Below are 20,289 nucleotides of genomic sequence, written 5' to 3' on the forward strand. Positions count from 1 at the left end.
TTCAACCCTGCGGCAGGCCGTCTGCCGCGCCGTCCATGATGACGGCGCGCAGCGGCCCGCGCAGCGCATTGCAGACCACCAGGTCGTCCGCGACTTCCAGCATCGCGCGCGTGATCACGCGCTCGCTCGCATGCCAGGCGGGCGCCCCCAGCATGACGCCGCGCATCACGCCGGGCAGCAGCCCGCAGGACACCGGCGGCGTGTACCAGACGGTGCCGAAGCGCACGAACACGTTGCTGCGTCCTCCCTCGGTCAGTTCCCCACGCTCGTTGAAGAACAGGGTGTCAAAAGCGCCATGCGCCTCGGCCGCGCGCCAGGCCGCGTCATAGCGGCTGCGCACGCTCGTCTTGTGGCGCAGGAAGACGTCGCCCGACTGGGTCGGCTCACTGGCCAGCAGCACCGCCACCGGCTCGCCCATAGGCTGCAGCGGCGCGGCCTGCACGCTCATGTCGCCCGAGGGCGCCACCGACAGGCGCAGGCGGTGCAGCTGGCCCGGCGGCAGGGCCAGGCAGGCGTCCGTCAGCTCGGCGCGCGCGGCTTCCATATCGAAGGGATGGCCGAAGGCGCGGCAGGAGCCGGCCAGGCGCTCGAGGTGCTGCTCCAGGTGGCGGCAGCCGTCGTCCCAGCTTGCGCGGATGGTTTCGAAAATCTCGAACTCGTTGGGCAAGCCGGTGAGGAAGCGCGCCTTGAGCCGGCATTCGGCGTATTCGGCCTGGGCATCGCTGTCATGGACGATGCCGGCGCCCACGCCCAGTTCACCCTTGCGGGTGCCGCCCTGCGGGGCGCCCAGTACCAGCGTGCGGATCGGGACCGACAGGCAGAAGTCCCCAATCACGGTGCCCGGCGGCGCCGGGTCGAACCAGCCGATCGCGCCGGTGTACAGGCCGCGCGCGGCCGGTTCCAGCTCGTGGATGATCTCCATCGTGCGGCGCTTGGGCGCGCCCGTGATCGAGCCGCAGGGGTAGAGCGCGGCGAAGATCTCTTCCAGCGTGACGCCAGGGCGCAGGCGCGCCTGCACGGTGGAGGTCATCTGCAGCACGCTGCCATAGCGCTGCACGTCGAACAGCGCCGGCACGTGCACGCTGCCGGTGCTTGCCACGCGTCCCAGGTCGTTGCGCAGCAGGTCGACGATCATCAGGTTCTCGGCGCGGTTCTTGGTGTCCAGCGCCAGCGCGCGTCCGCGTTCGCTGTCGATCGCATCATCGCCGCTGGCCGGCGCCGTGCCCTTCATCGGGCGCGCCAGCAGGGTACCCGCATCGTGGCGCACGAACAGCTCGGGCGAGAAGGACAGCACCGCGCCGCCATCGGGCAAGGTGATCAATGCCCCGTAGGGCACGCGCTGGCGCGCACGCAGGCGCGCATACAGGGCGACCAGGGGGCCGAAGGCCTCGAAGCGCAGGCGGTAGGTGTAGTTGACCTGGTAGGTGTCGCCGGCGGCGATGTAGTCGCGGATGCGCCGAATCGCGTCGGTGAACGCGGCTTCGTCGACATTCGGGGCGATGCCGGCGACGCCGGACGGGTCCAGCACGGAGGCGCGCGTCGCGATCCAGGCCTCGACCTGCGCCGCATCGAGCAGCTCGCAGTGCGCGAACAGCAGCACCTGGGCCAGGGGCAGCTCGGTCGGATGCGCAGGCAGCTGCTGCAGGCGGGCACCCAATTCGTAGGTCAGCAGCGGCACCGCGTACAGGCCGCGCGCCAGCGCGTCCTGCATGGCCTGCAGCAGCCCTGGCCATTCCGAGGCCTCATTGCAGGACAGCGTGCCGGCGAGGCGGCTGTACAGGCGCGAGCGGGAAAGGCCGGGTGAGCCGGCATCGTCCAGCAGTGCGAAGACTTCCTGTGTATCCATGGCGTCGTGCGCGATCCTGCTCAAGCGGCCAGCAGCAGCGACAGCTGCAAGGCCGTGCCTTCCGCCGGATTCTGTTTGAAGCCGGTCTTGGCAAAACGGTGCCAGCGCCCGGTCACGTAGCTCACCAGCAGGCTGGCGCGCGCCGCGACGTCGGCCTCGAGGCCGTGCTGCTGGGTGACGGCGATGCGCAGCGCGCCCTTGAAGGCCAGCTCGATCTTGTCGTAGAAGAGGTTCATGCGCAGCTGCAGGCGCTCGTCCTCGCCGACCAGGGCATCGCCGATCAGCACCCGCGTCATGCCCGGGTTGTTCACGGCAAAGGCGAGCAGCATCTGCAGGATGGCATGGGCCTGGGCCACGCCATCTTCCTCGCGCTCGGCGATCTGGTTGATCAGGCCGAAGACGCTGGACTCGATGAACTCGATCAGGCCCTCGTACATTTGCGCCTTGCTGGCGAAATGGCGGTACAGCGCCGCTTCCGACACTGCCAGGTGCGCCGCCAGCGCCGCGGTCGTGATCTTCTCGCCCTTGGGCTGCTCTAGCATCGAGGCAAGGGCTTGCAGGATTTGCAGCTTGCGCTGGCCTGGCTTGGTACTTGCCATGTGATCCTTAGTAATTTTTTTATCTGTTTCAGCGCAGGCGATGCAGGCGCGCCGGCAGCTGCCGCACGGATTTTACTTTGACATCGACGTAACCGGGGCGTTTCAGGGTCCGCGGAAGAGGCGCTTTTCCGATCGGGTCGCTGATTCGCAGGTATTGCGTGACCCATACCGTGCGCAGCCCGAGGCGGCTGGCGCTCTTCAGGTTGGCCAGCGTGTCCTCCACCAAAATGCAGCGACGCGCCGCCACGCCGTGCTTGCGCAACAGGCGGCGCAGCATCAGGCTCGATGGCTTGGGACGCAGCTGGCGGTGCACGTGCATGTGCTCGATGGCGACGTGGTGCGAGAAATGGCGGCCCAGGCCCAGGTGGCGCATCACGTCCGTCGAATAACGCGTCGGCGCGTTGGTCAGCAGGATCTTGCGGCCCGGGAGCCGGCGCAGCAGCGTGCCCAGTCCCTTTTCGAAGCGCACCAGCTTCTCGAGCGCGCCCAGGTCGTGGGTGACGTGCAGGAAGTCGGCCGCGCACACCTGGTGGTGGCGGATCATGCCGAGCAGGGTCGCGCCGTAGCGCTTCCAGTAGCCCAGGCGCGCAGCGTCCACGAGGTCCTGGCTGGCGGGCGTGACGCCATCGCCCAGTACCCGCGCGATATAGGTATTCATGTTCGCGCTGATGGCGGGGAAGATCGCGTGCGAGGCGTCGTGCAGGGTATTGTCCAGATCGAACAGCCAGACGGGGGAGCCAGGGTTATGATTTGACACGATTCGAGACCAGACGGGAGAAGGTGGATGCGACGTTCGATTATAGTGGTCTTCTTCAGCTTGTTCCTGACAGCGCTCCAGGCCTTCGCGGCCGAGCGCGGCGCGCTGTTCAAGGTCACGGCAAACGGCAACACGTTGCACCTGTACGGCACCATCCACGCCGGCCGCGCCGATTACTACCCGCTCGAGCCGCGCATCCGCGCAGCGGTGGCGGCCGCGCCCACGCTGGCGCTCGAGATCGACGCCGCGCGCGATCCCGCCGCCGCCGCCGCGGCATTTCGCCAGTACGGCATGGTGCCGGCCGGGAGCCCGGGCATCGCGGCCCTGCCGGCCGGGCGCCGCGCGCGCATCGAAGCCGGATTGACGCAGCAGGGCATGGACCCGGCCGCCGTCGCACGATTGAAACCCTGGATGGTGGCGACCATGCTGGCGGTGAACGATGCCGCCAGGCTGGGCTACGATCCGGCCCTTGGCGTCGACCATCACCTGACGCAGCTGGCGCGCGCCGGCAAGCCCGGCAAAACCCGCATCGTCGAACTCGAATCGATCGGCTACCAGCTGGCGCTGCTCAGCCGGCTGCCCGAGGAAGCGCAGTGGCGCCTGCTGGAGGAAACCCTGGAAGACATGGCCTCGGGCCGCCAGCTGCGCGAGACGCGCGAACTGTTCGAGGCCTGGGAGCGCGCCGACCAGAAGGCATTGGACGCAATCGCGCTGCGGATCGAAACCGATACCACGCTGACCGGCAGCTTCACGCGCGAGGTGCTGCTCGAGGAGCGCAACGGGCCGATGGCCGACAAGGTGGCTGCGCTCTTGGGGCGCGAAAACAATGCGGTGGTGGCGGTCGGGCTGCTGCACCTGGTCGGCAAGCGTGGCGTGCCGGAATTGCTGCGCCGGCGCGGCATGACGGTAGAACGGGTGTACTGAAGCGGGAGGGGGAGTGCTGGGGGGAGATGGTGCCCTTGACGTGGATTGAACACGTGGCCTCTCCCTTACCAAGGGAGTGCTCTACCACTGAGCTACAAGGGCGGGTAGATTCCCGGTGGGCAGGGCCCACCGCGATGATCTGTGGCGGAGTTTTCCGCCACAAATGTTTTAGTGCGACCGGATCATAGTGCCAAATGCCTGTTCGGTCAAGACTTCGAGCAACAAAGAGTGCTCGATGCGGCCATCGATGATGTGCACGGTATTGACGCCGGACTTCGCGGCATCGAGTGCCGACGAGATTTTCGGCAGCATGCCGCCCGAAATCGTGCCGTCTTCGAACATCTCGTCGATCTCGCGTGCCGACAGGTCGGTGACCAGGTTGCCCGCCTTGTCCTGCACGCCTGCGATATTGGTCATCATGATCAGCTTTTCGGCTTTCAGGATTTCCGCGATCTTGCCGGCGACGACGTCGGCATTGATGTTGTAGGCCTGGCCATCCTGGCCGAAGCCGATCGGCGAGATGATCGGGATGAAGGCGTCGTCCTGCAGGGCTTTCACGACGGCCGGATTGATCGCTTCGATCTCGCCGACGAAACCGATGTCGACGAATTCGCCCGGCTTTTCCTTGTCCGGCATGCTCATCTTGCGTGCGCGGATCAGGCCGCCGTCCTTGCCGGTCAGGCCCACTGCCTGGCCGCCGTAGTGGTTGATCAGCATGACGATGTCCTGCTGCACTTCGCCGCCCAGCACCCACTCGACCACTTCCATGGTCTCTTCGTCGGTGATGCGCATGCCTTGCACGAAGGAGCCCTGCTTGCCGATTTTTTTCAGTGCATTGTCGATCTGGGGACCGCCGCCGTGCACCACGACCGGGTTCATGCCCACCAGCTTGAGCAGGATGACGTCGCGGGCAAAGCCATGTTTCAGGCGCTCGTCGGTCATGGCGTTGCCGCCGTATTTGATGACAATGGTCTTGCCATGGAAGTTACGGATATAAGGCAACGCCTCGGCCAGGATCTGTGCCTTGATCTGCGGCGACACCTTGGTCAGGTCGTTGCGTTGGTCGTCGGAATTCAAGCTGCTGAGGGGTGCGGTCATGGAGGGTCCAAAATAAATGTTGCGAGATTTTAAGGCAACAGGGTAGTCCTTGTGCTCATTATATGACCTCTTGTTGTATTTTATGGCCGTCCGCGCCACTCTATCGAACCATGTATTTCAATCAACTCAGGAATCCCGCATGAGCAGCTGTACCCGTTGTGGCGCCGAATTCCATTGTGCGATGGTGGAGGGCAGTCTCGAGCCGTGCTGGTGCACGGTGCTGCCGCAGGCCGTGCCAGTGCCGCTGCCGCAGGAGGCAGCCGGCTGCTGGTGCCCGGCCTGCCTGCGTGCGCACATCGAGGCCGCACCCAGGCCCGGGCCTGAACCGGGTTAGCGTACGGTACGGAAAAAGCGCAGCATTTCCCGGCTGGCGTCCGGTCCGCGGCCATCGGTATAGCTGCCGCGCACGTTGCCGCCCGACCAGGCGTGGCCGGCGCCGTGGATGAGCCAGTATTCGGCGTGGACGGCGCCATCGTCACGCCGGTGCAGGGTACGGGTATAGGCATGGCCATCCGGCACGCGTCCCGGCTCCACGGCCGGCTGCTCGAGCAGGTGTTGCGCGCCCTGGGCAATGAGTTCGTCGCCATTGGCCGGATGCACGGTCGTGTCCTGGTCGCCGTGGAACACGATGATCGGCAGCGGCTGCCCGGGCGCCTGGGCGCGCAAGAAATCGCCCTTCATCGCCGCCATCGCCGAGGACAGGTCGTTGGCCGAGGCAAATGGCAATCCGGAATGCACGCCCACGGCGGCATACAGGTCCGGATAGAGCGTGCCCATGATGGTCGCCATCGCACCGCCGGCCGACAGCCCGGCCACGTAGACCTGCTCCGGATCGACCGGGTGCGATGCCATGATGGCTTGCGTCATGCCGGCGATGATCGAAGGCTCGCCCTGGCCGCGCTGCTGGTCGACCGCGTTGAACCAGTTCCAGCAGCGTGAGGCGTTGGCCGCCTTGCTCTGCGCCGGGTACAGCACGAGGCAGGCCATTTCTTCGGCCAGCTCGTTCATCTTGGTGCCGGTGGCGAAATCGTCGGGATCCTGGGTGCAGCCGTGCAGCATTACCACCAGCGGTGTCGGCTTGCCGGTGTGGCTGGACGGCACGTACAGCTTGTAGTCGCGGCTGCCGGCTGGGGTGCTGTGGCTGCCATCGATAAACTTGCCCGGCAAGTTGACGCCGAGTTCGGCTTCGAAGGGATCGGTCGCCGTGTGGGGGACACCGACGCCGATGCTGCGCATCTGGCGCTGCGCCGCACTTTGCATGGCCGAGGCGTTCTTCAGGGTTTCCTCGACAACCATTTGGGCGTTGGCCGGCCCGCGGCCCCAGAAAGATCGGGTGGCGGCACGTACTTGTGCCAGCAGTTTGTTGTTCAGCTTCATTGGCTCTCCTGTTTTGCTTGCCTCAATGTCGGCCCGCATACTTACGGCAGCCTTGCAGCTGTATCCTTTCCGCCCGGCAACTCATGCATGCATGACACCGGTACGGTAAGCTTGTGCCCATGTCTCCCCAACTCCTGCCCGGCCTTCGTTTCGAATGGTCTTATATGGTGCCGGGGCACGCTAGCGTACCCCGGCTGTACCACGATACCCCTTTTTGCCGCGATATGCCCGACGTACTCGCCACCGGTTTCCTGGTCGGCATGATGGAACTTGCCTGCTTGCACGGGATGATGCCTTACGTGGATTGGCCGCGCGAACAGAGCCTGGGCACCATGGTCAGCTTCCAGCACCTTGCGCCCACCCCTCCCGGCATGACGCTCGCCATTCGCGGCGAGGTGCTGGCGGTCGAGGGGCGGCGGGTGCGTTTTCGGGTCGAAGCCTGGGATGAAATTGAGAAAGTGTGCGAAGGCATACACGAACGTTGCCTGATAGATCCGGCGCGATTTACTGAAAAAATCGCGCGCAAAACAACACAATGGCAGACATTGGCAACCGTTACGCCCGAATTGCCTTTCCCTGAGGAACGTTAAGCGGTTTTCCAGGAACAGGCGATAATGGTCGGTGTCCTCTTGCTCCACCACCACGTCGATGAACCTAGAACTGCAAACTCCCGTTCCCTCGCCCTGCATCAATTTGTGCCAGATGGCGCCCGACACCGGCCTGTGCAAGGGATGCCTGCGCACGATCGACGAGATCGTCGCCTGGGGTTCGGCCGGCGACGACTACAAGCGCGTGGTATGGGCCGAGATCCGGCGCCGCGAAGCCGCAATCGACTGGGGCTGACGGTGCCCATGGACCTGAGCCTGCCCGCATCGATGCGCGTGTTCGAACGCGGCTGGCTCTCGTCCAACAACATCTTGTTCGCCGGCCCTGACGGCGCGGCCCTGGTCGACAGCGGCTATGCCACCCACGCCGAACAGACCCTGGCGCTGGTGCGCCATGCCTTAGGCAGCCGTCTGCTCAAGCGCCTGCTCAACACCCACCTGCATTCCGACCATTGCGGCGGCAACGCGCTGCTGCAGGCGGCCTATGGCTGCCGCACGGCGATTCCCGCGCTTGACGCGGCCAAGGTTGCGGCCTGGGACGAAGACACGCTCAGTTACCGCGCCACCGGCCAGCAGTGCGACCGCTTTAGCTTTGACGCTACCCTCGCGCCCGGCGAGGTGATGGAACTGGGCGGCCTGCACTGGAGCATCCTGGCCGCGCCCGGCCACGATCCGCATGCATTGCTGTTCTTTTGCGAGCAAGAAGGCGTGCTGATCTCGGGCGACGCGCTGTGGGAAAACGGTTTCGGTGTGGTCTTTCCCGAACTGGCGGGCGAACCCGGGTTCGCCGAAGTAGGCGCGACGCTCGACCTGATCGCCACCCTGGACGCGCGGGTGGTGATCCCTGGCCATGGCGCGGTTTTCGGCGATGTCGGCGGGGCACTGGGGCGGGCGCGCTCGCGCCTGGATTATCTGGCCGCTGACCCGGTGCGCAATGGGGAAAACGCCGTCAAGGTGCTGCTTAAATTCTTGCTGCTCGAGCGGCGCGCGCTGGCGCTGGATGCGCTGCCCGGGCTGCTGGCCTCGATTCCGCTGGTCGAGCGCGTGCGCACCCGGCTGCTGCATCGGGACGCAGATGCGCTGGCGGCATGGGCGAGCGCCGCCCTACTACGGGCCGGCGCCGCCCGCATCGAGGGCGGCCAACTGCTCGACACCGACGTTTAGAGGCCAGAATCTAGCACGACCGTTCTTTTTTCATTGCATAATGCCGGAGCCCCTGTCCTTCAACCGCATTCAACCTGACCAGCGAGAGCTTTCATGACCTTGCCACCCGTGCTGCAACACCTGTCCCTTCCCATCATCGCGTCGCCGATGTTCATCGCCAGCGGACCCGCGCTGGTGGCGGCCCAGTGCAAGGCCGGCATCGTGGGCTCCTTCCCGGCGCTCAACGCGCGCCCGGCCGAGCTGCTCGACACCTGGCTGACCGACCTGCAGCGCGAGCTGGCCGAGTATCAGGACGCCAACCCTGGCGTCCGCGTCGGCCCGATCGCGGTCAACCAGATCGTGCATCAATCGAACGATCGCCTCGCGCACGACGTCGAAGTCTGCGTGAAGCACCAGGTGCCGATCATCATCTCCTCGCTGCGCGCGCCGCCGAAGGAAATGCTCGACGCCGTGCATGCCTATGGCGGCATCGTGATGCACGACGTGGTGTCGATCAGGCATGCGGAAAAGGCGCTGGAAGCAGGGGTGGACGGCTTGATCCTGGTGGCGGCGGGCGCGGGCGGCCATGCGGGGGCGCTGTCGCCGTTCGCGCTGGTGGGCGAAGTGCGCAAGTTCTTCAAGGGACCGCTTGCGCTGTCCGGTTCGATCGCCACCGGCGACGCGATCCTGGCGGCGCAGGCGATGGGTGCCGATTTTGCCTATATCGGCTCGCGCTGGCTGGCCACGCGCGAATCGAACGTCAGCGACGAGTACCGCAATGCGATCGTCGAATCGAGCGCGGCGGACGTGGTGTACACGAATTTGTTCACCGGCGTGCACGGCAACTACCTGAAGAAGTCGATCGTCGCCGCCGGCCTCGATCCCGACAACCTGCCGGAATCGGACAAGAGCAAGATGAGCTTTGGTTCGGCCAGCGCCAAGGCCTGGCGCGACATCTGGGGCGCCGGCCAGGGCGTGGGCCTGATGCACGACGTGCCGACCGTCGCCGAGATGGTGGAGCGTCTTAAAGCGGAATACGAAGCCGCGCGCGTGCGGCTGTCGCTGGCTTAAGCCAGGCGCTTCGCGTCTGGCGTCGGGAAGGGCGGCGCCGGTTCGGCCGCGCTCAGGTCGTCCTGGTTGATCGACCACAGGCCCGACAGGTTGCGCCAGTAGTTGTAGACGTCCATCCCGAAGCCGACCACGAATTCGTTCGGGATCGTCAAGCCGATCAGGTCGGCCTTGATCGGCTTGGCGCGCTTGAGGTCCTTGTCGGCGAAGACCACGATGAGCACTTCGGCCGCGCCCATGTCGAGCAGGCGCTGCTTCACGTGGGCGAGGGTCTCGCCTTCGTCGAGGATGTCGTCGAGCACGACGATGATGCGCCCGGTCACGTTCTGGCGCGGGATGACTTTCCAGACCACCTCGCCGCCGCGGTCGTCGTCGCCATAGCGGCTGACGTGGATGTAGTCGAATTCGAGCGGGAAGTCGAGTTGCGGCAGCAGGTTGCCGGTGAAGACGACGGCACCGCCCATCACGCCGAGCACCAGCGGGAAGGACTTGTCGCCGGGATTGCCGAAGCGTGCGTTCAGCGCGTCGGCAACGCGTGCCACCGCCGCCTGGACTTCGGCGGGCGTGACGATCTGTTTAGCGTTGGCGAGCAGCGCACGGGCGCGGTCATGATGGAAATCTTGCATGGTCAGTCGATTGTTCAGGTCTAAAGGGTCAGCGCAATTATGCGCCATCCGGGGGCGTGGCCGCGTTCCTGTTGGAATCAGCCGTCAGCAATTCATTCGCCGGCAATCTCGCGCTGCAGCTTGCGGGTAAGCTTGGCGAACACCAGTTCGTAGGAACGGCGCAGCAGGGCGGCAAACTCGGCTTCGTCGAGCTGGGCCCCGGGCGTGACGAACACCCATTTGGCGCGCGCCAGGTAGGGTGCGGGAATGATGCCGGGGCGGTCGGTCAGTTCCAGGAAGCGCTCGTCGTCGGCCTTCAGGCTGAAGCCCGTCGAGCGCCCGTCCTTGTTGGTGATGGCGAACATCTTGGCGCCGACCGAAAAGACCGTGTCGTGGTCCCATTTGGTGTCTTCCGTGCAGCCGGGGAAGCTGCGGCACAAGGCCTTGCTTGACTCGAAATCCATGTCTCTCTCCTGTGCCGGGCGTGCATGGCGCCGGGGTATCTGGTTGTCCTTGCCCCCATTGTATAGCGCAGCGGCTTGATTGATGCCATAGCGCAATGATCCGATGCGCCACATGGCGGCATTGCGGCGTATCATACGTGGCTTGGAAAACAACGAATCTTCCTTTATGTCGACCCCTGAATTCGAACGTGACCGCAGCAGCCGCCTGCTCCAGCTGCGCAGCGCCATGGCGCGCGCCGGCATCGACGCCTATGTCCTGCCCTCGAGCGACCCGCACCTGTCGGAATACCTGCCCGGGCGCTGGAAGGGGCGCGAATGGATCTCCGGCTTCACCGGCTCGGTCGGCACCTTCATCGCCACCGCCGGTTTTGCCGGCGTCTGGACCGATGGCCGCTACTGGACCCAGGCCGAGACCGAACTGGCCGGCAGCGAAATTGCACTGATGAAGATCCCGGGCGCGGCCAGCCAACTGCACGTGGACTGGCTGGCGGCGAACCTGAACCCCGGCCAGACCGTGGCCGTCGATGCGCGCGTGCTGGGACTGGCCGGTGCCAGGCTGCTGGGCGACGCGTTAAAAGCGCGCGGCATCAACCTGCGTCTTGATGTCGATTTGCTGGACGAAGTCTGGCAGGACCGACCGGCGCTGCCCGCCGACGCGGTGGTCGAGCACCTGCCGCCGTATGCGGCCACGACCCGCGCCGACAAGCTGGCCGCCACCCGCGCCGCGATGGAGCATCTGGGCGCCGGTTTCCACTTCCTCTCGACGCTCGACGACATCGCCTATCTGTTCAACCTGCGCGGCGCCGACGTCAGCTACAACCCGGTGTTCCTGGCCCATGCCCTGATCGGCCGCGCCGACGCGACCCTGTTCGTCGGCGAGAACAAGGTGCCGCTTGACGTGCGCGCGCGCCTGGAAGCCGACGGCGTGCACCTGGCGCCATATGCGAATGCCGCCACCGCCTTGTCCGCGCTGCCGGACGGCGCGACCTTGCTGCTCGACCCGCGCCGCGTCACCGCCGGCATGCGCGCCGCGGTCGCGCAGGGTGTGAATGTGCTCGAAGCGATCAACCCGACCACCTTCGCCAAGTCGCGCAAGCTCGACAGCGAAGCCGTCAACGTGCGCGCCGCGATGGAGCAGGACGGCGCGGCGCTGTGCGAATTCTTCTCGTGGCTGGAGCCGCAGCTGGCAGATGCCTCCCGCGCGCCGATCGATGAAGTGGCGATCGACACCCACATCACGGCCGCGCGCGCGCGCCGCCCGAACTTCGTCAGCCCGAGCTTCTCGACCATCGCCGGCTTCAATGCCAATGGCGCGATCATGCATTACCGCGCGGCGATCGACACCTGCGCCGTCATCGAAGGCGACGGCCTGCTGCTGGTCGATTCCGGCGGCCAGTACCTGGGCGGCACCACCGACATCACGCGCGTGATCCCGGTCGGCTCTCCGTCCGATGCGCAAAAGCGCGACTACACGCTGGTGCTCAAGGGCCTGATCAATTTGTCCGCGACGCGCTTCCCGCGCGGCACCCGCGCGCCGCTATTGGACGCGATCGCACGCGCGCCGATCTGGGCCGCCGGCATCGACTATGGCCACGGCACCGGCCACGGCGTTGGCTACTTCCTGAACGTGCATGAAGGCCCGCAGTCGATTTCGCCGAGCGTGGCGCCGGACCCGCACACCGCGATGGAGCCGGGCATGATCACCTCGATCGAGCCGGGCATCTACCGCCCCGGGCGCTGGGGTATCCGCATCGAGAACCTGGTGCTCAACACCCTGGCCGAGACCACCGAATTCGGCGAGTTCCTGGCCTTCGAGACCCTGACCCTGTGCCCGATCGACACCCGCCCGATCGAGCGCGCGCTGCTGCGCGAAGACGAAATCGCCTGGCTCAACGCCTACCACGCCACCGTGCGTGCGCGCCTCGAGCGGCATGTGAGCGGCGCCGCGCGCGACTGGCTGCTGCTGCGCACGGAGGCATTCTAGTGGCCGGCGCCCGCTCCACCCGCGCCAGCGCCGCCGTCGACCGCCTCAAGCGCCGCACCGGCAACACCGGCTACTCGATGGCGCGCACCGGCGACGGATTGTTCTTCTTGTCCGAGGCGCCTGGCGCGCCGGCCTTGAATGCGCCGCTCGAACTGGACGACTTCGTCGCCTTCGTGAACGGCCTCGGCCCGCAGGAAGTCCGGCGCATCAGCAAGAACGACGAGAAATTCGAGAAGCAGCTGGTGCGCAAGAAGCCCGATCCGCAATGAAAGCGATGAATCCGCATGCTGCGTCCTGACCTGCTGGACACCTATTGGTCCGCTCCCGAGATCTACACCAACGGGCTGATTCTCCTGCACCTGGCCGGCGCACTGGCCCTTGGCTTGCTGGTCGGCTACGAGCGCGCCTACCACGGGCGCGCCGCCGGCATGCGCACCTATGGGCTGGTCTGCATGGCCTCGTCGGCCCTGACCATCCTGGCCGGCTACCCTGACTTCTGGTACGGCGGCGGCCACGCCGGCCTGCTGGCGCCGGTCGACCCGACCCGCATCATCCAGGGCATCGTGACCGGCATCGGCTTCCTCGGCGCCGGAGTGATCATGCGCGAGGGCTTCAACATCAGCGGCCTGACCACGGCCGCGTCGATCTGGGCGTCGTCGGCGATCGGCATCCTGGTGGGGGTGGGCTTTTACCTCGCCGCGATGGGCCTGGCCTTCTTCTCGGCCATGATCATGATCTACCTGAACCGCCTGGAAACCCTGCTGCCGGCGCGCCACGCGGTGGCGGTGCGGATGCGCTTCAAGCCGCACGTGATGCCGCGCGAAGACGTGTTGCGCAAGGCCGCGCTCGAACGCGGCTACGAGATCGCCGGCAGCTCGCTGACGATCAGCAGCGAGGAGGGACGCCAGGAATGGCGCTTCGTGGCGCTGGCGCTGTCGCGCAAGAGCGGGGCGCCGCTGTCGGAGCTGGCCGACCAGTTGGCCGCGTTCGAGGGCCTGGAAGCCTTCCAGCTGTCCCACGCGCGTAATTAAGAAAACCAAAACAACCACTCCGGCACACGGGATTTCACATGCAAGCACAAGACGTTCTCGATTTCTGGTTCCTGCCCGAAGGCAGCGAAGGCCATGGCAAGCAGCGGGCCGAATGGTTTCGCAAGGACGAGGCCTTCGACGCGGCGCTGCGCGAGCGCTTCGGCACCCTGATCGCCCAGGCGGTGGCCGGGGGCCTGCGCGAATGGGACGAATTGGGCCCGCGCGGCACGCTCGCGCGCATCCTCGTGCTCGACCAGTTCACCCGCAACGCCTGCCGCGGCAAGCCGGAATCCTTCAGCGGCGACCTGCTGGCCCTGCTTGCTGCCCGCCAGCTGGTCGATTCCGGCGCCGACAAAACCCTGTCGTCAGTCGAGCGCATGTTTGCCTACCTGCCCTTCGAGCATGCCGAGGACGCGCGCATGCAGGAGCAATCGGTGACCCTGTTCACCGAACTGTCCCGCCAGAACGAAGGCTTCATCGAGGTGCTCGACTATGCGCTGCGCCACCGCGGCGTGATCGCACGCTTCGGTCGCTTCCCGCACCGTAACGCCATCCTGGGCCGCGCTTCCAACTCGGAAGAACTGGCCTTCCTCCAGCTGCCCGGCTCCAGCTTCTGAAGTGGCGCCGACGCTGAACCTGGTCGGCGCCGGCCACGTCGGCCGCGTGCTGGGACGGCTGTTCGCCGCCAGCGGCGCCTTGACCGTGCAGGACGTGCTGACCCGTTCCGCCGCCAGCGCGCAGGAGGCGGTCGCTTTCATCGGCGCCGGCCAGGCATGCAGCGACCTCCACACCATGCGCCCGGCCCAGGTGTGGCTGCTGGCGGTGGGCGACGACGCGATTGGCCCGAGCTGTGCGGCGCTGGCCGAGGCGCAGCCGCTGGCGGGCGCAGTCGTCTTCCACTGCAGCGGCGCGAAAGCCTCCACTGAACTTCAAGCCGCGAGGGATGCGGGCGCACTGGTCGCCAGCGTGCATCCGGTGCGCAGCTTCGCCGATCCGCAAGCCGTGGCGGCGGATTTTGCCGGCACCTTTTGCGGCATCGAAGGCGATGCCGCGGCGCTGGCGCTGCTCGAACCGGCGTTCGAGGGGTGTGGTGCGCGTCTGGTGCGCATCGACCCGGCGGCGAAAACCGTGTATCACGCCGCCGCCGTTTTCGCGTCGAATTACCTGGTAACAGTGCTCGACGCGGCCCTGCGCGCCTACCAGGCCGCCGGGGTACCGGAAGCGGTGGCTAGAGAGCTGGCACGGCCGCTGGCGCTGGAAACCGTGGCCAACGTGTTCCGCATCGGCACGGAGGCGGCGCTCAGCGGCCCGGTCGCGCGCGGCGACCTGGCCACCGTGGCCCGCCAGCAGGAAGCCGTGAGCCACTGGGACGCGGCCACCGGCCAGCTGTACGAGGCGCTGGTGGCGCCGACGGCAGACCTGGCGCGGCGCAAGCGCGGCGGGTGAGCGGCTCTTTCCACAGCTTTTCCCAGGCCTTTTCCACCGCTCTTGCACAGCCTCTTGCACAACTTTTACAGGGCTTGTACAGGCCTTTTCCACAGATTTTCCACAGGAGTTTTCAATGTTCTTCACAGCCTGGGCCACCTTGGCCGCACTCGGTGTCTATTTCTGGACCGGCGTCAACGCCGGCCGCGCGCGCATCCGCCACGACATTCCGGCGCCCTCGATGGAAGGCCCGCTGGAATTCCAGCGCTGCCAGCGGGTGCAGGCCAACACGCTCGAGCAATTGCCGCTGCTGCTGGTGCCGCTGTGGATGTGCGCTTTCTTCCTCGGCGACCTGTGGGCGGCGGCGGCGGGCCTGCTCTGGTGCCTCGGGCGGATTGCCTATGCGCTTGGCTATTACCGTGATCCGGCAAAGCGCGAAGTGGGCTTCATTACCGGCCTGCTGGCCTGTGCGTTGTTAATTGGCGGCACTGTTTGGGGGCTATTGCTGCGCTAAAGCAAAAAAGTACAGACAATGATCGACAAAGTTCCCGGGGGGCAATAAGCTAGGACGTTGTACACACACAACCGATCCGCCCGCCATGCACGTGAACACCAGATCGCGCCACCGCGCGCGGGCAAGAAGGAGAAAACATGCTGTTCCTGAAGAGCACCAGCGTCACCAAGGCACCGGGGATCTATGACGTCGACGTGGCCGCGAAACCGCCAGGCAAAACCTTTGGCGTCTTCCTGGCGACCGATCCGGCCAACCCGCCGCAGACCGTGCTGACTGGCCTGGCTGAACTGGGATTCAAAAATACTCACCAGCAGAGCTATGTTCACAAGGACAAGGGCAAAGTGCTGGACCTGCACTTCCAGAAGGACGGCACCGATTTGTTCAATGGCTGGAAATCCGACGAATGTGCGGCCAATCTGGCTGCCATCGAAGCGCTGTTCGGCAATGTCGGCGTCAGCGTCACCCCGCGCGTGATGAGCCTGGCCGAAGCCTACGCCTGATTTCCCTGCCTGCCTGAGCTTGCTCCTGCCCTAAGCCTGTACCTCGATGTGGTACAGCGCCCACGGGCAGGCGCCGAAGCGTTCATTGCGCGGCCGCGCCGCCATCTCCGGCACGCGGTCCGCCTCAACCACCGCCCACAAGGGTCCCAGTCCTCCCAGCGCCCTCGGCTTGCCGTCGAGATGGGTCGCCACGATCGGCTGCCATGCGCGCAGCTGCTGCATGCCGATTGCTGCGGCATAGCCAGTCCAGCGCCGGGTCGAACGGGCCGCGGTTGTTGCGCCCAATGGCGCCGGTGATCGTCAGCAGGGTGGGACCACGCGCGGCCCGGGTGGCTGCCGAGGCGGTGCCGGGCAGGGCGCTCGAGACCAGCGCCGCAGCGAGAAAGTCGCGTTTGTCCATGAGAAAATGGCGTGGTGACGGGAACCCCTCATCATCGCCACGAGACTTGCACAATGGATCTATTTACCTCAGCCCCAGTCCTGACACCGATCCCGATCCGTGACGGCGAACTGGCGTTTCTGTCTCAATTGTCTTTGCCCTGGCCGAACCAGGAGGTGCTGGCACGCCTTCTGGCCGAAACAAGCTGGCGTGAAGAAACAGTGGTCGTCTACGGCAAGCGCCACTTGCAGCCGCGCCTGAGCGCCTGGCATGGCGACAAAACCTACCGTTATTCTGGCCTGAGCCTGGCGCCGATGCCGTTCACGACCTTGCTCGACACCATCTGCCTTGCCGCGCAGGAAGCCACGGGGCAGCAGTACAACAGCGTGCTGCTGAACTATTACCGCGATGGCCGCGACAGCATGGGCATGCATAGCGACGACGAGCCGGAGTTGGGTCGGGCGCCGGCGATTGCCTCCGTCAGTTTCGGCGCGACGCGGTCGTTTATCCTGCGCCACAAGGTCACGAAGGAAACGTTGAGGCTGCCCTTGAGCGATGGCAGCCTGCTGTTCATGGCAGGCGCCATGCAAGCCAACTGGATGCATGGGATTAACAAAACCACCAGGCCGGTCGGTGCGCGAATTAACCTAACTTTTCGTAAGATCGATTAAATAGCACGCTATTCTCAGTATCTATCTGGAAAATACCTAACTCTTAGGTCATTAACTTACATTTGCTTACAGTTCTTACGGGTTTTGGGGCTTTAATAAACCGATGCCGGTGCTATCTTGACCACATCGCGATTCATTCGGAATCGCGAACCAGTCGAGAAAAGGATTGCGCATGAAAAAGCTTATCGTTGCACTTATCGCCACCGTTGCCGCCATGTCGGCTGCTCAAGCCCAGCAAACCACTCCACGCGGCTATGTCGGTGCCGGCGTGGCCAGCGCCGACCATGACTACCGCATTTCCGGCGCGTCGAACGTCGATACCGATGGCTACAAAGCTTCGGGCAAGCTGTTTGGCGGCTACGAGTTCAACCAGACCTGGGGCGTCGAAGCCGGTTATACCGACTTCCGCAAGTCGGGCGTCAGCTACACCGCCAATGGCGTGAACCAGCGCGGCGAAACCAAGGGCGAATCGATCTACCTGGCCGCCAAGGCGACCATGCCCGTTAACGAACAATTCTCGGTGTACGGCAAGCTGGGTGCGGCACGCAACAAGAGCGAGCTGGTCATGATCAACTCCTCGCAGAACCGCGACCACAGCAAGACCGAAGCCTACGGCGCGCTCGGCGCCCAGTACAACCTGAACCAGAACGTGGCACTGGTTGCCGAGTATGAACGCTACGGCAAGTCCAAGGACTTCGGCGCCAAGGCCGACGTCTTTACCATTGGTGCGAAGTACAGCTTCTAAGCTGCTTGGTTGATGGCAAAAAGGACCCTGCGGGGTCCTTTTTGTATTGGGTAGTCGTTCGATGTTGTTTTTCGTAGATGGGCAAGTTCCTTGCCCACCCTACGGTGTTGTAGCTATTCACAAGCGTGCAAACCTCTGCGGCTGCGGCCGGTGCACCCAGGGCGGAATCACCATGTTCGGCACCGGTATCGCATAGCCGGCAGACACGAAGCGGTGCAGCGAGGACCAGGGCCAGTCGCCGGGGTGCTGGCAATGGCCGTGCCGCACGGGGTCGGTATGGGTAAGGTCGACCAGGGCCGCGTATTCGTCGTCATCGCCGACGCGGTAGTGCTGGTAATGGCGTTCCCAGATGGCGCCGTCGTCGGCGCCCGGGACGGCGGACTTGCGCAGGGCCTTGGAGAACGCGATCTTGACGGCGCGCCAGCGGCTCGAGCAGTCGTGGTCGCCCGGCGGCAGGGTCCACATCGCATGCGCGTGGTCGGGCAAGACTACCCAGGCGTCGACGTGGAAGGGCTTGCGCACGCGCGCCAGGCGCATGGCTTCGCCGAAGGCGGATATATGGTCTGTCAGCAGTGTGCTTCCACGTTGTAGCAGGCGCACTGTGAAGAAGAAGGTCCCGCCCGGGACGCGGTTGTTGCGGTAATTAGTCATGAGCTCCGTCAACCGGCGCCTGGAAGGCCACCAGCATCCGAGGCCGCTACATGGCCTCAACAACGAAGATATTACACATGACTTTGCGCAGACCGTGTTCCGATTCCGGAAAGCAAACGCCCGGCGGTGCCGGGCGTTTATCAGCCCCACAAAGCGGGCTTTTATTTATAGAACAACAACTTAGGTCGTCAGTGGCTTGTAGCGGATGCGCTTCGGCTTGGCGCCTTCTTCGCCCAGGCGCTTCTTCTTGTCCGCTTCGTATTCCTGGTAGTTACCGTCGAAGAAGGTGACCTGCGAATTGCCTTCGAAGGCCAGGATGTGGGTCGCGATACGGTCCAGGAACCAGCGATCGTGGGAGATCACCATCACGCTGCCGGCGAACTCGAGCAGGGCGTCTTCCAGGGCGCGCAGGGTTTCCACGTCCAGGTCGTTCGACGGTTCATCGAGCAGCAGGACGTTGCCGCCTTGCAGCAGGGTCTTTGCCAGGTGCAGGCGGCCGCGCTCACCACCGGACAAATTGCCGACGACCTTCTGCTGATCCGAGCCCTTGAAGTTAAAGCGGCCGAGGTAGGCGCGCGAGGGCATTTCGAAGCGGCCGACGCTGAGCATGTCGGCGCCACCGGTAACGTCCTCGAACACGGTCTTGCTGTTTTCCAGTTCGTCGCGGTGCTGGTCGACCAGCGAAATGCGCGCGGTCTTGCCGATCGCGACTTCGCCGCTGTCCGGAGTCTCTTTGCCGGCGATCAGCTTGAACAGGGTCGACTTACCGGCGCCGTTCGGGCCGATGATGCCAACGATCGCGCCTGGCGGCACGGTAAAGGACACGTTGTCGAGCAGCAGGCGGTCGCCGAAGCCCTTCGAGACGTTCTTGAACTCGATGACTTCATTGCCCAGGCGCTCGGCCACAGGGATAAAGATCTCCTGGGTCTCGTTGCGTTTCTGGTATTCGAATTCGCTCAGTTCGTTGAAACGGGCCAAACGGGCTTTCGACTTGGCCTGGCGCGCCTTCGGATTCTGGCGCGACCATTCGAGTTCCTTCTGCAGCGCCTTCTGGCGAGCCGATTCGGTCGACTCTTCCTGCTTCAGGCGAGCCTGCTTCTGGTCCAGCCAGGACGAGTAATTGCCTTTCCATGGGATGCCCGAACCGCGGTCCAGTTCCAGGATCCACTCGGCGGCATTGTCGAGGAAGTAGCGATCGTGGGTAATGCCAACCACGGTGCCGGGGAAGCGCAGCAGGAATTGCTCCAGCCACTCGACCGATTCGGCGTCCAGGTGGTTGGTCGGCTCGTCCAGCAGCAGCATGTCGGGCTTGGAGAGCAGCAGCTTGCACAGCGCCACGCGACGCTTCTCGCCGCCGGACAGCACGCCGATCTTGGCTTCCCATGGCGGCAGACGCAATGCGTCGGCGGCCATTTCCAGCTGCAGATTCAAATTGCCGCCGTCGGAAGACGAGATGATCGCTTCCAGGCGCTCCTGCTCCTTGGCGAGGGCATCGAAGTCGGCGTCTTCCTCGGCATAGGCGGCGTACACGGCTTCCAGCTTGGCTTGCGCCTCGAAGGCTTCACCGAGGCCGCTTTCCACTTCCTGGCGCACGGTTTTTTCCGGATCGAGCTGCGGTTCCTGCGGCAGGTAGCCGATGTTCAGGCCCGGCATCGGGCGCGCTTCGCCCTGGATGTCGGTGTCGATGCCGGCCATGATCTTCAGCAGGGTCGACTTGCCCGAGCCGTTCAGGCCCAGCACGCCGATCTTGGCGCCCGGGAAGAAGGACAGCGAAATGTCTTTCAGGATTTGACGTTTTGGCGGGACGATTTTGCCCACGCGGTTCATGGTATAGACGTAATTGGCCATGCTCTACTCTGGTGTTGTTTAAGGTGCACAGGATACGACAGAACCCGCCCCGGAC

General features: G+C 65.0%; 25 protein-coding genes and 1 tRNA gene. 15 read left to right on the forward strand and 11 right to left on the reverse strand.

Annotated features, from left to right (window positions below):
- Position 1 precedes the first annotated feature (1 nt).
- Genes AC56K1_RS08340 through AC56K1_RS08350 form a run of 3 tightly spaced genes read right to left on the reverse strand, consistent with a single transcriptional unit; the run spans position 2 to position 3,202 of the window.
- On the reverse strand, positions 2-1,846 hold the full coding sequence (locus AC56K1_RS08340; protein WP_497157375.1) for a chorismate-binding protein: 1,845 nt from the start codon (positions 1,844-1,846) through the stop codon (positions 2-4).
- A gap of 20 nt (positions 1,847-1,866) precedes the next feature.
- The gene (gene slmA, locus AC56K1_RS08345; protein ID WP_497157376.1) at positions 1,867-2,445 is read right to left on the reverse strand and encodes a nucleoid occlusion factor SlmA; all 579 of its coding nucleotides are present in this window, start codon (positions 2,443-2,445) and stop codon (positions 1,867-1,869) included.
- Between the two features lie 28 nt (positions 2,446-2,473).
- Positions 2,474-3,202: an HAD-IA family hydrolase gene (locus AC56K1_RS08350; protein ID WP_497157377.1), complete on the reverse strand. Its 729-nt coding sequence runs from the start codon at positions 3,200-3,202 to the stop codon at positions 2,474-2,476.
- Between the two features lie 27 nt (positions 3,203-3,229).
- On the opposite strand from AC56K1_RS08350, the gene AC56K1_RS08355 reads away from it, so the two are divergent.
- Positions 3,230-4,126: a TraB/GumN family protein gene (locus AC56K1_RS08355; protein WP_497157378.1), complete on the forward strand. Its 897-nt coding sequence runs from the start codon at positions 3,230-3,232 to the stop codon at positions 4,124-4,126.
- Between the two features lie 27 nt (positions 4,127-4,153).
- Here AC56K1_RS08355 and AC56K1_RS08360 read toward each other — a convergent pair.
- Positions 4,154-4,228: transfer RNA gene (locus AC56K1_RS08360), tRNA-Thr, on the reverse strand.
- 66 nt (positions 4,229-4,294) lie between these two features.
- Positions 4,295-5,224, reverse strand: a complete 930-nt coding sequence (gene argB, locus AC56K1_RS08365; protein ID WP_497157379.1) for an acetylglutamate kinase — start codon at positions 5,222-5,224, stop codon at positions 4,295-4,297.
- A 139-nt stretch (positions 5,225-5,363) separates the two neighbouring features.
- On the opposite strand from argB, the gene AC56K1_RS08370 reads away from it, so the two are divergent.
- The gene (locus AC56K1_RS08370; RefSeq protein WP_497157380.1) at positions 5,364-5,558 is read left to right on the forward strand and encodes a cysteine-rich CWC family protein; all 195 of its coding nucleotides are present in this window, start codon (positions 5,364-5,366) and stop codon (positions 5,556-5,558) included.
- Here AC56K1_RS08370 and AC56K1_RS08375 read toward each other — a convergent pair.
- Positions 5,555-6,601, reverse strand: a complete 1,047-nt coding sequence (locus tag AC56K1_RS08375; protein WP_497157381.1) for an extracellular catalytic domain type 1 short-chain-length polyhydroxyalkanoate depolymerase — start codon at positions 6,599-6,601, stop codon at positions 5,555-5,557. The genes AC56K1_RS08370 and AC56K1_RS08375 overlap by 4 nt on opposite strands.
- Before the next feature lie 224 nt (positions 6,602-6,825).
- Here AC56K1_RS08375 and AC56K1_RS08380 point away from each other — a divergent pair, with 224 nt between their 5' ends.
- The 4 genes from AC56K1_RS08380 (at position 6,826) to AC56K1_RS08395 (ending at position 9,420) form a co-directional block, all read left to right on the forward strand.
- A complete protein-coding gene (locus AC56K1_RS08380) occupies positions 6,826-7,191 on the forward strand; it encodes a thioesterase family protein (RefSeq protein WP_497157382.1) in 366 nt (121 codons plus the stop codon).
- Positions 7,192-7,249: 58 nt separating this feature from the next.
- Positions 7,250-7,444, forward strand: coding sequence for a DUF1289 domain-containing protein (locus tag AC56K1_RS08385; RefSeq protein ID WP_497157383.1), 195 nt, complete (start codon positions 7,250-7,252; stop codon positions 7,442-7,444).
- A gap of 8 nt (positions 7,445-7,452) precedes the next feature.
- Positions 7,453-8,370, forward strand: a complete 918-nt coding sequence (locus AC56K1_RS08390; RefSeq protein ID WP_497157384.1) for an MBL fold metallo-hydrolase — start codon at positions 7,453-7,455, stop codon at positions 8,368-8,370.
- A 93-nt stretch (positions 8,371-8,463) separates the two neighbouring features.
- A complete protein-coding gene (locus tag AC56K1_RS08395) occupies positions 8,464-9,420 on the forward strand; it encodes an NAD(P)H-dependent flavin oxidoreductase (RefSeq protein ID WP_497157385.1) in 957 nt (318 codons plus the stop codon).
- On the opposite strand, the gene AC56K1_RS08400 is transcribed toward AC56K1_RS08395, so the two are convergent.
- Positions 9,417-10,043 carry a hypoxanthine-guanine phosphoribosyltransferase gene (locus AC56K1_RS08400; RefSeq protein ID WP_497157386.1) on the reverse strand — a complete coding sequence of 209 codons (627 nt, stop codon included), beginning with the start codon at positions 10,041-10,043 and terminating at the stop codon, positions 9,417-9,419. The two genes, AC56K1_RS08395 and AC56K1_RS08400, sit on opposite strands and share 4 nt — an antisense overlap.
- Before the next feature lie 92 nt (positions 10,044-10,135).
- Entirely contained in the window at positions 10,136-10,486 is a 351-nt protein-coding gene (locus AC56K1_RS08405) for an MmcQ/YjbR family DNA-binding protein (RefSeq protein WP_497157387.1), read from the reverse strand.
- A 166-nt stretch (positions 10,487-10,652) separates the two neighbouring features.
- Between AC56K1_RS08405 and AC56K1_RS08410 the strand changes: the two genes are divergently transcribed.
- The 7 genes from AC56K1_RS08410 to AC56K1_RS08440 all read left to right on the forward strand — a co-directional run bounded on the left by AC56K1_RS08410 (position 10,653) and on the right by AC56K1_RS08440 (position 15,940).
- Positions 10,653-12,470, forward strand: a complete 1,818-nt coding sequence (locus tag AC56K1_RS08410) for an aminopeptidase P family protein (RefSeq protein WP_497157388.1) — start codon at positions 10,653-10,655, stop codon at positions 12,468-12,470.
- Complete coding sequence (locus AC56K1_RS08415; protein ID WP_497157389.1) at positions 12,470-12,739, forward strand: hypothetical protein; 270 nt, start codon at positions 12,470-12,472, stop codon at positions 12,737-12,739. Before AC56K1_RS08410 ends, AC56K1_RS08415 begins: the two co-directional genes overlap by 1 nt.
- 15 nt (positions 12,740-12,754) lie before the next feature.
- Complete coding sequence (locus AC56K1_RS08420; protein ID WP_497157390.1) at positions 12,755-13,501, forward strand: MgtC/SapB family protein; 747 nt, start codon at positions 12,755-12,757, stop codon at positions 13,499-13,501.
- A 38-nt stretch (positions 13,502-13,539) separates the two neighbouring features.
- Complete coding sequence (locus AC56K1_RS08425; protein WP_497157391.1) at positions 13,540-14,118, forward strand: DUF924 family protein; 579 nt, start codon at positions 13,540-13,542, stop codon at positions 14,116-14,118.
- Between the two features lies 1 nt (position 14,119).
- Complete coding sequence (locus tag AC56K1_RS08430; RefSeq protein WP_497157392.1) at positions 14,120-14,947, forward strand: Rossmann-like and DUF2520 domain-containing protein; 828 nt, start codon at positions 14,120-14,122, stop codon at positions 14,945-14,947.
- A 115-nt stretch (positions 14,948-15,062) separates the two neighbouring features.
- Positions 15,063-15,440, forward strand: coding sequence for an MAPEG family protein (locus tag AC56K1_RS08435; RefSeq protein ID WP_497157393.1), 378 nt, complete (start codon positions 15,063-15,065; stop codon positions 15,438-15,440).
- Between the two features lie 137 nt (positions 15,441-15,577).
- Positions 15,578-15,940, forward strand: coding sequence for a hypothetical protein (locus tag AC56K1_RS08440; RefSeq protein ID WP_497157394.1), 363 nt, complete (start codon positions 15,578-15,580; stop codon positions 15,938-15,940).
- Positions 15,941-15,970: 30 nt separating this feature from the next.
- Here the strand turns inward: AC56K1_RS08440 and AC56K1_RS08445 are convergent, their stop codons facing one another.
- Positions 15,971-16,225 carry a hypothetical protein gene (locus AC56K1_RS08445; protein WP_497157395.1) on the reverse strand — a complete coding sequence of 85 codons (255 nt, stop codon included), beginning with the start codon at positions 16,223-16,225 and terminating at the stop codon, positions 15,971-15,973.
- Positions 16,226-16,393: 168 nt separating this feature from the next.
- Here AC56K1_RS08445 and AC56K1_RS08450 point away from each other — a divergent pair, with 168 nt between their 5' ends.
- Both AC56K1_RS08450 and AC56K1_RS08455 read left to right on the forward strand, forming a co-directional pair.
- Positions 16,394-16,990: an alpha-ketoglutarate-dependent dioxygenase AlkB family protein gene (locus tag AC56K1_RS08450; RefSeq protein WP_497157396.1), complete on the forward strand. Its 597-nt coding sequence runs from the start codon at positions 16,394-16,396 to the stop codon at positions 16,988-16,990.
- Positions 16,991-17,162: 172 nt separating this feature from the next.
- Positions 17,163-17,735, forward strand: a complete 573-nt coding sequence (locus AC56K1_RS08455; RefSeq protein WP_497157397.1) for an outer membrane beta-barrel protein — start codon at positions 17,163-17,165, stop codon at positions 17,733-17,735.
- A 117-nt stretch (positions 17,736-17,852) separates the two neighbouring features.
- Here the strand turns inward: AC56K1_RS08455 and AC56K1_RS08460 are convergent, their stop codons facing one another.
- Positions 17,853-18,386, reverse strand: coding sequence for an REP-associated tyrosine transposase (locus tag AC56K1_RS08460; RefSeq protein ID WP_497157398.1), 534 nt, complete (start codon positions 18,384-18,386; stop codon positions 17,853-17,855).
- Between the two features lie 180 nt (positions 18,387-18,566).
- On the reverse strand, positions 18,567-20,234 hold the full coding sequence (ettA, locus tag AC56K1_RS08465; RefSeq protein WP_497157399.1) for an energy-dependent translational throttle protein EttA: 1,668 nt from the start codon (positions 20,232-20,234) through the stop codon (positions 18,567-18,569).
- Positions 20,235-20,289 lie beyond the last annotated feature (55 nt).

The organism is Telluria sp. ZB4P37, from assembly GCF_059685855.1.